Origin of the sequence: Anditalea andensis (genome assembly GCF_000714815.1) — a bacterium.
In the GTDB taxonomy this organism is placed as follows: Bacteria; Bacteroidota; Bacteroidia; order Cytophagales; family Cyclobacteriaceae; genus Anditalea; species Anditalea andensis.
Map to the genome: position 1 here is coordinate 146,677 of NZ_JMIH01000015.1, position 12,765 is coordinate 159,441.

Consider the following 12,765-nt stretch of genomic DNA (forward strand, 5'->3'; position numbering starts at 1 on the left):
GTACTTTAACATATATATTTACATTAATTATTCTTTTAACCACATACCGCTATTATATTATGCTTACCGGAACAATTAAATTTTACAATGATTCTAAGGGTTTTGGATTCATCATCGATGACCAATCTCAAAGTGACGTTTTCGTTCATGCTACTGGTTTAGTAGATAAAGTCGCTCAAAATGACAAAGTATATTTTGATCTAAAAGAAGGAAAGAAAGGCCCGAATGCTATCAATGTTAAGAAAGTCTGATCAAAGCATTGAAAACTGGTAAAAAGGAGCCTATATTCTTATAAGGTTCCTTTTTTTTTACTCAGGAAGTTTTTTGATTTTATAATATTTGGCTTTATGTTTTTTAACCGAATATTATTCTTTTTAATTTTAAATCTGTATTAAATTTGTAAATTTTAATATAAAGATCAAAGCGAAACGGGATTGAATATTAAGAGGGTCATGTATTAAAGAAATAATGCTGTCATGTTCTTAAACTGTCTTTTTGCCAGAAGTCAAATCACAAATTAAAATAGATAGCTTAGCTAGTTAACATCTCCAAAGAATATTTCATATTAAAATATCCTATATTTAATTCCTATATTCGTACCTAAACTATTAAAAAATGTTGTATTGGTTAATTCGTCAGCAGGTGCGTTTTCATTTATGTTTGGATTAGTTCTTGGGTTATTGCTAGATGGTGTCAATTCATTTACATAATTTGTTTCTATGTTATACCGGTTCAGTTGGGGAAGCGCATCATTACCATTTACACTATATGATGTCACTAGGCTGCTTTGCCTTTGTATAGCCAGATGAATAGCTTCTACCTCGGCAAATATATACATCCTTTCGTATAAACGGTATTGAGCCCCTAGCGTACCTGAATACCCTACACCAAATTTTCCCTTTATCTCTTCGGTCTGCAATGTTTGCGTTCATTAGTAGTAAAGGTACCCGGAATATCATATTTCACAGTGGTCACACCTCCTAGGGGGAGTACCAGACCTACTCGAGAATAAGCACTTAGGTCCAGATCTCTATTCGTAGAAAAAACAATAGCTGGATTTAGCCGCGCTTGTCTGGTCTGGCCACTGACGTTTGCCATTTCACTATTGGCTAAGATTTGTGAAACTACCCTTTGTTCACCTATGAGATAATTGAAGCCTAGATCTGCACCGACAAAATTATTGATCATGTATCCAGCTCTAACAGTCAGCGGAACTCCTGCACCTAGTTCACTGCGGGTGTTTTTTATATTTAAAAGATTGCCATTAGGTCCCAGGGTAACGATTTCACCCCCCTGACCGGCCGATGTAGGGAAGGTGTATCCTCCTCCTACCTGAAAATAGGCATGTTGTCCAAGGCAGGAGAGGCTGATCAAGAAGATCGGAAGTAGGATGATAAATTTATTGTTCATTATGCAATTCCATTTTATGAATTACTAAAATATAGAATTAATACTATAAAAATTTATATAAAACCAATTAAGTTTAAAACAATAAATCTGTTTTGGTTTTATTATGGGTTATATATCAAATGGTCAGCGTTTTGTAAAATCATAGATTATAGTTAGAGCCGGGTCAGTGGACATTCCACCTGGGTTTAATCCTGGTTCGTTTTCAGGTATGTCTATTCCTAATTTATTAAAATATGTCACCCAAATATCAAACGGCTCCATGGTATCTGGATCCATAAATGTCATAGGATAAATCTGAAATACAGGGATGCCTTCATTAGCTTTTTGGAGAGATAAATGGATCAGTTCAGAGCAATAATAGGCGTCATTATTTAAATCAAAGTAGGCATCGTAGGGTTTTCCTTCCAATGAGGATGCATGCACCAAAGCATCCTGGATTAGGTGGCGATATTTTGCTTTGAGCCTTCCCACTATTATTTTTGGGTTGCCATTTACATCCATATCCCTGTTAAGAAAATCCTCGAGAGGTGTTTTGCTCACACCTTTAGAAATAGCTTCTAATACATACCATTCGCCATTTTCATTTGTCAATATACCATTATGGGAAAAATCCCTTCCCTGATAACCTACCGTTACTTTTCTGATGGCTTCACAAAAATCCCCGCAATCTCCATCCTGAAATAGAATATCTCCTTCCGACCATTCTAAACCGGATGTATGTTTACTACCAAATAATATAAGAAAACATGATATTAATATATATAAACCATGCATACCTAAACAGCTAGAAAGAAAAACAATAGAGAGACAGCGAGGACTAAGGTCATTTTTTTTGCTTTTTCCTTTGTTTCTTCTTTTATTTTCCGTTTTCGCATGACTAATACAGCTATACTCATAGCCAAGAGCTGTGCCGCTAATCCTGCCCCATGGACCACGGTAATGATGCCTGTAGGGGCAAAGGGGCTGTAATTTTGGTAAAGGGCAATAAGACTAAGGATAATTCCCACTAGACCAATGGTAAAGGACCTTTGGAGTAAAGCCCCCTCGTTTTTATCAAAATATTTCATTTTTTATATAGTTTTTAATGACCATAACTTGTCCTGTACCGAAATTGGACGTGGGGTCGCGCAGAAGTGATCATCAAATTGGTGAGAAGACTTCGTCCTGACGGAATCTATTTGTTAAGCTTTTGGTGTCGTCCTATTGTACTTTTCCTATGCTTGCTTTTCTGTTATTGAAGTAGGAAGAAATCTCAGTAAGAGACATTGCATTTAAGGTCATTTCTTTTGTCAATCCCCCTTTTCTTCCGACCAATACGCCATATTTCATATGGGCAAAATCCACTTTGTCATGAGCATCAGGATTGATGGATAATTTTATACCTTGGCTGATCGCATAGTGAACCCAGCGCCAGTCCAGGTCCAGTCTCCAAGGGTTAGCATTGATTTCTATCACTACATTGTGCAGGGCACAGGCATCTATAATGGCTTTGTGATCGATAGGGTATCCATCTCGTCTCAGCAGCAGTCTTCCTGTAGGATGGCCTAGCATAGTAGTATAAGGGTTCTCTATTGCCTTTATTAATCGGGTAGTTGCTTTTTTCTTGTCCATATTCAGGATGCTGTGAATGGATGCCACAATGAAGTCAAAACTGGCCAATACATCATCAGGGTAGTCCAGGCTACCATCACCCAGTATGTCACTTTCAATTCCGGAAAATATTTTAAATGGTGCCATTGCTTCATTTAAAGCTTTGATTTCCGATTGCTGTTTTGTCACTTTATCTATATCAAGTCCTCCGGCGTATATTGCCGTACGGCTGTGGTCTGATATCCCAAGATATTCATACCCCATCGATTGACAGTATTCAGCCATTGCTCTTAAGGTATGTTTGCCATCGCTGTATGTACTATGGTTATGGAGTACACCTTTAAGATCACTTTCTTTCAAAAGAACAGGAAGCTTATTGTCCTTTGCCAAATCTATTTCAAAAAAACCTTCTCTGAGTTCAGGTACAATATATTGTAGTCCGGCTGCTTCATATGCTTCTTGCTCTGTGCCAAAAGGCCTGCTACGGAAGACCGTTGCCAGTGGCGTTTGATCTTTGGCCAAGGCATGAAGATGAGCCCTGCTCGATGTACGGATAAGGAGCTCATTTATAAATTTATTTTCGTGAATAAAGTGAATTACTATTTTTATCTCCGGACTAATGAGCTGTCCTCTCCATGTGTAGGGGGAGGAACTTTTTTTATCATGGATCAAATAACTTTCCTTATTGATCAACATGATGGCATAAGGGGTATCATTACTTTTGACAATCCACTCCACAGTTTCAATAATCTCGGCATTTCTGGCGAATTCACCTACTGTCTTAATATTTCCTTCCCCAAATACAGCTTCCAGCTTTAGCTTCAAATCCGATATAGCATGGTCCACCTGACCGTATAGCCATTTCCCTTTATTGGCATCGCGGAAGTTTAATGAGGCTATAATCGTTTCCTGCGTTTTTACACCAAATCCCTTTATAGCAGCTACCTGGCCTGATTGGCAAGCTTCCAGGAGTTCATGTGTAGATGTAATGCCTAACTGCTGCCAAAGCGTCCTGATTTTTTTAGGCCCCAACCCTTTGATTTCCATCACTTCTAGCAGGCCCTCAGGGGTCTGCGCTATCAGCTCTTCCAGATAGGGAAAGGTTCCTGTATCCAAAAGTGCCTTTAACACTTCAGCTATACTTTTGCCGATACCATTTATATCCTGGAAATTTTCAGGGTCAGTTTCTTCCAGACTGATATCACCTCTGTCGATGGTGTTGAGTGCAGACTGGTAGCTACGGATTTTAAATGGATTGGCTTCATGCAGCTCCATAAGCTGTATGGCCAGCTTCAGTTTTTTAATGATACTTTTATTATCCAAAACAGATTAATTTTCATAGTCAGAAAGGACAAATGTCCGCATTTTAACTTTCATAATAAAATCCTATCCTGTATCTTAAAGGACTATTTAGGCTTAAATGTTTAAAAATGAAATATTGGTTAGTTAAGACGGAGCCAGAAACATATGGATGGCAAGATCTTGCCTCAAAAGAGGAAGATGTATGGGATGGGGTCAGAAATTTTCAGGCGCGTAACTATCTGAATAATATGTTGGTAGGGGATGCCGTTTATATTTATCACAGTGGAAAGAAAAAAGAAATAGTAGGAATAGCTCAGGTGGTTTCAGGCCCATTTCCTGATCCGACAGATAAGGAGGGCAAAGGCTGGCTTTCTGCTTCAATAAAGGCTGACAGACTACTCCCCAGGCCGGTAGGACTAAAGGAAATAAAAGAACATGATGTTTTACAGGAAATGCTTTTGGTCAGACAGTCCCGGCTATCGGTCATGCCCCTTACTAAAACTGAATTTGAAGCTGTTTTAAAAATAGCACAGGGATGAAAAAAATTATACTTCTGTATGCATTCATAGCCTTTACATCGGTATCCTCTTTTAGTCAAATACAGTTTGTCCATCGGGTAGAGCAGCCAGTAAAGCAGAACGAGGAAAACTATATCGTCATGCCTTACAAAACAGGGCTGATAGCATTTCGGACACAAGCTGATAGGGGCAGTTTTTCGAATAAAAAATTTCAATATTTTATTACAGACCAACAACTGCTTTCCGAAGAGCCCGCAGCCTTTGAACTTCCGGAGCACTATGAAATGGCAGGATATGATATAGAAGGGGATATGCTTTATTTATTATTAAAAAAAAACAATTACAATAAGGATCAGATGATTTTTGAAATTGCATTGGAGGGGGAGGCTGTGAACGATTATAAAATCAATTCCGTATTGGCAGCAGAACTTCAGGAGTTTTTTATAATAAACCAAAAGGCAGTATTAATGGGGACTATGGAGAATAGACCCGTTATTCAGATATATGACTTCAGCTTGGATAATGTGATCACCCTTCAAGGTATCTATGCCAATGACGCCAAAATTATACAGATGAGGAAAGATCATGAACTAGATGTTTTTGATGTGGTGATGAGCAAAAGGGATTTTTATAAAAATAAAATCATCTCCATCTTGACCTTTGACATCGATGGCAATAAACTAAGGGAAGTAAAAATAGATCAGTTGGACGACCCTAAAATGGAAATAGTGGAGGGGGTGCTCACGGCTCCAAGCCAGTACAGGCAGGCTATGGTAGGCCCCTATGGCCTTCGGAGAAAAGAATCCTTTCAGGGATTTTACATGTCTACCATCAATGAATTTGGAGAGTATAATAATGTTTATTTTTCGTTAGAGGACCTGCCGAATTTTTATAATTATCTACCTGATCGAGCAAGGAAAAGAAAGGTGAGGTCTTTGGAAAAATCAATCCAAAAAGATAAAAAACTGACTATTCCCAATGTATTGGCTACCAGGGAAGCCATAGCTTTAGGAGATTATCTGTTAGTCTATAATGACTACTTATCTCCCTCTTCATCTAGATATTCCAATAGAGACGGTATGTATAACAGCGGGTATTATCACAACTCACCTCTACAGAGACGGATGCCTCCCATGTACTATGGAATGTGGCCAGGGGTAGGTCCTATGCCTGCAAACACAAACTATCGTCAGTTCCGTTATTTGGCGGCCCAGTTTCTCCTACTGGATAATAAAGGTAACATTATATGGGACAATTCTCTTTCACTGCAAAACAGTGTATTACCTCACGAAAGCAAATTTGGTGAAGTCAGTTTTGACGGATCCGATCTTTATTATATGTACCTGGACAAAACTGAACTGCAGTTAAGCCATATCAAAGATGGAGAGGTGATTTTCGAGAATGAAAGTTTCCCTATAGAACTCATCGATGCCAATGAAAGAATTAAGGATACGGACGAGAGCAGCCTTTCATTGATGTGGTGGTATGATAATTATTTTCTGTTGTCTGGAAAGCAGCGGGTTAGGTATCAGACCGGGTCGGGGAAAGAAGAAAATAAAGAAGTGTTCTTTATCACAAAGATTAAAGTGGACTAGCTGTATAGGGGCAGTTGGGTTTATTGGGTTTTTGAAGAACCCAGTATACCAATATGGAATTTGTAATAAGGACACCTATCATATACCAATCTAAGGCCCCACTGATCAACTTTTTTCTCTAACCAAATTTCAGTGTTCAAATAAAAAACCTGCTGTAATGGTCATTTCTTTTTCTGAAAACTTCAGTCAGTGACATTTATTTTTATCTTTGCAAACAAATCTTTCCCATGAACAAACGACTCGTCTTAGACCAAAAGCAAATCGATATTACCCTGAGGAGATTCTGTCATCAGTTAATTGAAAACCATGATGATTTTGATAATACGGTGCTGTTAGGCCTTCAGCCGAGAGGCCCGGTAGTATCTGACAGACTGGTGGAGCTTATTGAAGAGATCAAAGGAATCAAAGTTCCTTATGGGTATCTGGACGCTACTTTTCACAGAGATGATTTCCGTAGGAGGGAATTTCCCCTTAAAGCAAATGAAACGAAGATAGATTTCCTTATAGAAGGCAAAAAGGTTATTCTGGTAGATGATGTGCTGTATAAAGGCAGGTCTGTACGGGCCGCTATGGATGCCATGATCGCCTTTGGCCGGCCTCAGAAAGTAGAGCTAATGGTGCTGATAGACAGGAAATTTACAAGAGACTATCCTATTAAACCTGATTATTTTGGCAGGCAGGTCAATACTTTGGAAAGCCAATACGTAAGTGTAGAGTGGGCGAGCAAAGGTTTTGAGCAAGATGCTATTTGGATCACAGAAAAAGTAAAAAGCTAAACATGTCACAGCTGAGTACCAGACACCTCCTTGGAATCAAAGATATAACCGAACAGGATATCAATACCGTCTTTGAAACTGCTGATAATTTTAAAGAAGTCCTTAATCGTCCGATCAAAAAAGTGCCTTCTCTCAGGGATATAACTATTGCTAATATATTTTTTGAAAATTCCACCCGAACAAAGTTATCTTTTGAACTGGCCGAAAAAAGACTATCTGCTGATGTGGTTAATTTCTCTTCCAGCACCAGTTCCGTCAAAAAAGGGGAAACACTCATAGATACTGTCAATAATATCCTTTCCATGAAAGTGGATATGGTAGTGATGAGGCACAGTAGCCCTGGAGCAGCCCATTTCCTGAGTCGAAATATAAAAGCCAACATTGTCAATGCCGGGGACGGCACTCATGAACATCCTACCCAGGCGCTACTAGATGCATTTTCTATCAGGGAGAAGCTGGGAGATGTCGCTGGTAAAAAAGTAGCCATTATAGGAGATATCCTTCATTCCCGAGTGGCACTGTCCAATATCTTCTGTCTACAGAAGCTTGGGGCTGAGGTTATGGTATGTGGCCCAGTTACATTGTTGCCAAAACATATCGCCAGCCTTGGAGTCAAAGTAGAATATGATGTAAAGAAAGCGCTCCAATGGTGTGATGTGGCCAATGTGCTGCGTATCCAGCTAGAAAGGCAACAAATCAAATATTTTCCTTCGCTGAGGGAGTATTCTCTGTATTTTGGTATCAATAGAAAAATGCTGGAACAACTGGATAAGGAAATAGTCATTATGCATCCTGGTCCTATCAATAGGGGAGTGGAACTGAATTCAGATGTGGCAGACAGTGAACATTCCATAATCCTTCACCAGGTAGAAAACGGTGTGGCAGTAAGGATGGCGGTATTATACCTTTTGGCTGGGGTAAGATAGGTGATTTATCATCTTTGGCAGAACTTAAATAAGTAAATGCTTCACTTTAAAATTTAAAAAGTTTGTTTGAAACTATTGGTTAAATTGCAGGATTTTTCCATAAAAAAAGTCTGGACCAATAGCCCAGACTTTAAATTGAAGTACTCTTTTTGTATTTGTTTTTAGTTAACTGAGATCTGGAAGTCGTTAGCTACTCTGGCATCCACTGCATATCCTTTTGGTATCACAGCATTTTTACCTTTCATCGTAAGAAAAAGAATACATACTAAAACTCCTAGAAGGATAGCGGCAGTTTGACGGTCGTCGCCTTCTTCAAAAAGGCGGGCACCTGTAAGTAGAATTTCAGAATCGTCTACCGCCTGTACAGATCTAATTTCTACTTCTACAAACCCCTCTTTACCTAAACCTTTGGCTTTTTGTACCCTTACTACCTGGCCACGCGCTAACGATCCGCGCTTGATGACAGTAGATCCTTCTACTTTGACGTCATTTCTCACAAAGAAATCCATTGTTTGACCTGCCACTAGAGTAGAGGAATTGATTTCATTTGCATTCTCCAGTGGTATCACTGTACCTGAAGGAATTATAATGTTTACATCTTCTTTTGTTCTAAAAGACATAGAAAGTACCGATAGGATCATTAAAAATGAAAAAATCCTAAGTGATTTTGATTTGTAAATAGTCTGTATCATATTTAATTTTTAAAAGATTGAGATTATTATTTATTGAAAGAGTACATTAATTTTCTTTTTAGCTGTGATTCTTTTGCTTTGTTGTACCGGTCTGCGGATTTGATTCCACCCGTAATATTGCTAATATAGAATGACATAGAGAATATTCCTGTCAAGACACCCATTCCATAATTACCAGTATTAAAACTGGTATAGCTAGCATATGTGAGTAATCCAGTCAGCACTAGTGAGGATACTGCTGTGGTCTTATGTCCTGTATATAGATAGCCTCCCCCGGGTATTATACTTGCCAAACCTGCAGCAGTCTTACTTTTTCTTTTTAAATTTGCAAGCTCATTTACTATTCTTTTGTTATGCTGGGCATAATCTGAATAGATAAATTCTGGGCTGATATGGCTAAATTCTTCCATGGCTGATTCATAATTTGCAGCATGGGCATGGACTAAGCCTTTAAAAAGTTTGGTGTGATCATCGTATTTAGTAGGGGATGGTATTGATTCAACAGTTTCTAACGCTTTTTCGAAATTGTCAAGGTGAAACCAGGTTTCCCCCACCTCCAAAAGTATCAATGGTTCATTTTTTAAACTTGGATGTAATTCAAACTGGTAATCATAAAGTATTTTCTCATATTCCCCCAAGGCTGAAAGGCTGGAATAATAATTATATTCCAATATAAGAGATGTGCTCGTAACTCCTCCATAATGTTTTATCCGTTGATATTCAGAGATAGCAGCAGCATATAGTCCTTTATTAATCAGATGTAAAAAGAAGGTGGTGTCATTCTTTTCACGGTAAAAATTTAAATTTTTACCAAACCTCTGTGGAGCTGTTTTTATATCTATAGAATCGAGTTGGCTGGCCATTACTGGATCAAGTAGCTTAACTTCACCATTTATATAAGCCCTGGAGTATATCTTATGCTCATGACCACACCTCATTAATCTATCCGTAGTGTACAGCAGTCCAGTAAGAGCTCCTTTATTTTGGATAGCAGATATTGCGTATTTAGAGCAACTAGGGTACATGGGGCATTTCCCACCTCTTATATCACTTATAAATGCCTGGTAGAAGCCAAATAAGTCTTTCACACTTTCATCTTGGGCATATGAAGCTATTGGATGAATAAATGCTATCCATAAGAGAAAAATGATCTTAACTGAATTCAAATTTATTGCCTATTGTATATTGAACTAAAAATTATTGTACAATTATAATCAAAAAAATAGTAAGGTAAATGGTTTTTAAAGATCCATATATATGCCTGCTATATAGAATTATACATACAAATGTATGAAAAATGTAATTTTCGTTATAATCGTCATATTATGGTATATTAAATTGTGTTATAAATGTATTTTTCATTTTAGAAATTTTTGTGAGAATAGATCAACATTTTACTAATTTAACATAGCCAAGCTTAATTGTTAATTGGGATAATCATTTGGTTTGGTATCTAAAAAATAATAATTTTCTTTTATAAATTGATGCTTATTAGTGTTCTAAAAGAAATCACGTAAATTTATTGTAATATTTGTACAAACTAATAAGTATGCTAGAAGTAAATGGCCTTGTCAAAAGATATGGTGACCAAGAGGCCCTGAAAAACATTTCCTTTTCCCTTGCAGGGGGTGAGGTAGTAGGGCTGCTGGGACCAAATGGGGCAGGGAAAAGCACTACCATAAAGTGTATAGTGGGGCTGTTGCGCAAAAATTCAGGCGACATATTGATAGGAGGATATGATCACCAGTCCATAGAAGCGAAAAAGATTTTCAGTTACATTCCGGAAACCCCTCATGTATATGATTTATTGACTGTTCAGGAGCACCTACAGTTTGTCTCTCAAGCGTATTATGTCACTGACTGGCAATTAAAGGCGGAAAGATATCTGGAACTTTATGACCTGATAGACAAAAAAGACAAGTTGGGCAGGGACCTGTCCAAGGGGATGCGGCAGAAAGTTTCTATCTGCTGTGCGCTGATCTGTGATCCACAGTTGCTCTTTTTCGATGAACCCATGATAGGTTTAGATCCCAAAGCCATTAAGCATACAAAGATGCTCTTTAAAGAACTGAAGGAGGATGGAAAGACTATTCTGGTCAGTACACATATGATAGACAGTGTGGAATCTTTAGCAGACAGGGTCATGATCATGAAAGACGGGAATATCGTAGGCAATGATACGGTACCCAATCTTAAGGCAAATTCAGATGCAAGCCTGGAAGATTTATTTTTAGAAATGACCAGTGATAGTGATGAATGATTTCAAATTACTTTTCAAAAAAGACTTTTATATAGTCCTGAATAATATCAAATTAATATTAAGAAACCCATTTCGACTCATACCTTATGCTTTATTGGTAGGGTATTTCAGTCTGTTTTACTTTAGGGGTAGGAGTCAGCGCTTTGGAGATAGCAGTACGGATCTGAAAGAGCTTCAGGGCATAGATTATGGAACTCAGAATGTGATAGGTACTCTTACAGTTATTGGACTGATATTTTTAACATTTCAGCTATTCAGGGCGACCAAAAAAAATGTTAGCTTTTTTACGATGGCTGATGTTAACTTTCTTTTTACATCACCGGTATCACCTGCCAATATTCTTATCTACTATATGGTTCGCTCACTCCTACCGGCCATTGGAATGAGTTTGATTTTTATTGTATACGGAGCCAGCCAAATGTCAGCTGCCTTTGACCTTCAATATTCCGATATGATACTCATGGCCATAGCCATAGCATTATTTTTCTTTATGCTTTCACCTATAAAATTTTTGATTTATACACTTAATACCAAGTATGGTATTTTACCGCAAATCAAACTTGGTATTTTGGCTATGGGGGTAATATTAGCATTGATGATAGTCATTCCGGGGATTTTGGCTGACAAATTTTGGCAAGGGATGTTTGCATGGATCAGCGCGGACTGGTTCAGCCTGTTCCCACTGGTAGGATGGAGTAGGGGTATATTTGGTTATCTTTATCATAGGAATTTTTGGATAAGCTTATGTTTTATGTTACCTTATTTGGTTTTATTTTTTATAGTATTAAAACTAGTACTGGTCCATTCGGATGAGTATTATGAGGATGTGCTGGAGACTACCCAAAGCAATGAGGAAAAGAAAGATAAGATAAAGCAAAAAAAGGGAAATTCTGAATCTGCTTTTAGCCTCAATTCTGGCAAAAAGCTGAACTTACCGGATTTTGGGTGGGGTGCCAATGCGCTTTACTGGCGAACATACGTCCATAGCAGCAGGCAGGACTTCCATCCATTGTTTGGGATATATAGTTTGGGTTTGGCAGCTATCGGGGTAATATTGGCTATCCTTTCGCGCATGGATATCATGACGCATAAATTAGTGTATGGGTACTTTCTTTCTACCGTTTTATTATATTTTATAGCGGGTATGAGCAGAAGCCAAATGGGCGACCTAAAGAAGCCTTTCTATATCCTCATCCCGGACACCTGGAGTGCCAAGTTCTGGAATTTAATTAGATTGGATATCTATCAGTCATTAATTTTTTCTGTCCTGCTGATTGTTCCTACGGTATTTATTGCAGAACTGGACGGGTGGCTGATAGTGATGTTTCCTATTTGTCTGCTGAGTTTTTATATTACAGGTTTTACCATTTCACTCACTGCACATGTGGGTTTTGAAGAAGCATGGGATAGAAAATTCATTAAACCTCTTATTACAGGAGGTGTTTTGGTATTTGGAATTCTTCCGGCGTTGGCTATGGGGCTGTTTGTGTATTTGATCTCCCATCAGTTTGCTTATGGGATGTGGGGAATAGGTATTGCCATGCTTGTGGTAGCCGGTATCATGTTGCACGTTTCTTTGGATATGATGAAGAAAGTAGAATTTAAAGAAGTTTAGTCATTTGGAATTTTTTCATCCCTAAACGGAGTTGAGTAATAGTGACTTTAAGAAGGGAAGATGATATGGATGCTTTTTAAA

14 protein-coding genes are annotated in these 12,765 nt (G+C 38.1%); 7 read left to right on the plus strand and 7 right to left on the minus strand.

Annotation, left to right across the window (positions count from 1 at the left end; genetic code table 11):
- Positions 1-59 precede the first annotated feature (59 nt).
- A complete protein-coding gene (locus EL17_RS08035; RefSeq protein ID WP_035072432.1) occupies positions 60-251 on the plus strand; it encodes a cold-shock protein in 192 nt (63 codons plus the stop codon).
- A gap of 314 nt (positions 252-565) precedes the next feature.
- Here EL17_RS08035 and EL17_RS08040 read toward each other — a convergent pair whose 3' ends face one another.
- The 5 genes from EL17_RS08040 to EL17_RS08060 all read right to left on the minus strand — a co-directional run bounded on the left by EL17_RS08040 (position 566) and on the right by EL17_RS08060 (position 4,323).
- Entirely contained in the window at positions 566-919 is a 354-nt protein-coding gene (locus EL17_RS08040; RefSeq protein WP_035072434.1) for a hypothetical protein, read from the minus strand.
- The gene (locus EL17_RS08045) at positions 901-1,410 is read right to left on the minus strand and encodes a hypothetical protein (RefSeq protein WP_035072435.1); all 510 of its coding nucleotides are present in this window, start codon (positions 1,408-1,410) and stop codon (positions 901-903) included. Before EL17_RS08045 ends, EL17_RS08040 begins: the two co-directional genes overlap by 19 nt.
- 123 nt (positions 1,411-1,533) lie before the next feature.
- Positions 1,534-2,184: a YiiX/YebB-like N1pC/P60 family cysteine hydrolase gene (locus EL17_RS08050; RefSeq protein WP_035072437.1), complete on the minus strand. Its 651-nt coding sequence runs from the start codon at positions 2,182-2,184 to the stop codon at positions 1,534-1,536.
- 2 nt (positions 2,185-2,186) lie between these two features.
- Positions 2,187-2,477, minus strand: coding sequence for a hypothetical protein (locus EL17_RS08055; protein ID WP_035072439.1), 291 nt, complete (start codon positions 2,475-2,477; stop codon positions 2,187-2,189).
- Between the two features lie 133 nt (positions 2,478-2,610).
- Positions 2,611-4,323, minus strand: coding sequence for a helix-hairpin-helix domain-containing protein (locus tag EL17_RS08060; RefSeq protein WP_035072441.1), 1,713 nt, complete (start codon positions 4,321-4,323; stop codon positions 2,611-2,613).
- A gap of 107 nt (positions 4,324-4,430) precedes the next feature.
- Here EL17_RS08060 and EL17_RS08065 point away from each other — a divergent pair, with 107 nt between their 5' ends.
- From EL17_RS08065 to EL17_RS08080, 4 genes are all read left to right on the plus strand, one after another.
- Positions 4,431-4,841: an EVE domain-containing protein gene (locus EL17_RS08065; protein ID WP_035072443.1), complete on the plus strand. Its 411-nt coding sequence runs from the start codon at positions 4,431-4,433 to the stop codon at positions 4,839-4,841.
- Complete coding sequence (locus EL17_RS08070; protein ID WP_035072445.1) at positions 4,838-6,415, plus strand: hypothetical protein; 1,578 nt, start codon at positions 4,838-4,840, stop codon at positions 6,413-6,415. The genes EL17_RS08065 and EL17_RS08070 overlap by 4 nt, the downstream gene beginning before the upstream one ends.
- 227 nt (positions 6,416-6,642) lie before the next feature.
- A complete protein-coding gene (gene pyrR, locus EL17_RS08075; protein ID WP_035072447.1) occupies positions 6,643-7,191 on the plus strand; it encodes a bifunctional pyr operon transcriptional regulator/uracil phosphoribosyltransferase PyrR in 549 nt (182 codons plus the stop codon).
- A 2-nt stretch (positions 7,192-7,193) separates the two neighbouring features.
- A complete protein-coding gene (locus EL17_RS08080; protein WP_035072449.1) occupies positions 7,194-8,117 on the plus strand; it encodes an aspartate carbamoyltransferase catalytic subunit in 924 nt (307 codons plus the stop codon).
- Positions 8,118-8,278: 161 nt separating this feature from the next.
- Here EL17_RS08080 and EL17_RS08085 read toward each other — a convergent pair whose 3' ends face one another.
- A complete protein-coding gene (locus tag EL17_RS08085; RefSeq protein WP_164675006.1) occupies positions 8,279-8,809 on the minus strand; it encodes a hypothetical protein in 531 nt (176 codons plus the stop codon).
- A gap of 26 nt (positions 8,810-8,835) precedes the next feature.
- A complete protein-coding gene (gene yidD, locus EL17_RS22605; RefSeq protein ID WP_051719878.1) occupies positions 8,836-9,975 on the minus strand; it encodes a membrane protein insertion efficiency factor YidD in 1,140 nt (379 codons plus the stop codon).
- Between the two features lie 383 nt (positions 9,976-10,358).
- On the opposite strand from yidD, the gene EL17_RS08095 reads away from it, so the two are divergent.
- Positions 10,359-11,069, plus strand: coding sequence for an ABC transporter ATP-binding protein (locus tag EL17_RS08095; RefSeq protein ID WP_035072453.1), 711 nt, complete (start codon positions 10,359-10,361; stop codon positions 11,067-11,069).
- Positions 11,062-12,684 carry a putative ABC exporter domain-containing protein gene (locus EL17_RS08100; RefSeq protein WP_035072455.1) on the plus strand — a complete coding sequence of 541 codons (1,623 nt, stop codon included), beginning with the start codon at positions 11,062-11,064 and terminating at the stop codon, positions 12,682-12,684. The genes EL17_RS08095 and EL17_RS08100 overlap by 8 nt, the downstream gene beginning before the upstream one ends.
- Positions 12,685-12,765 lie beyond the last annotated feature (81 nt).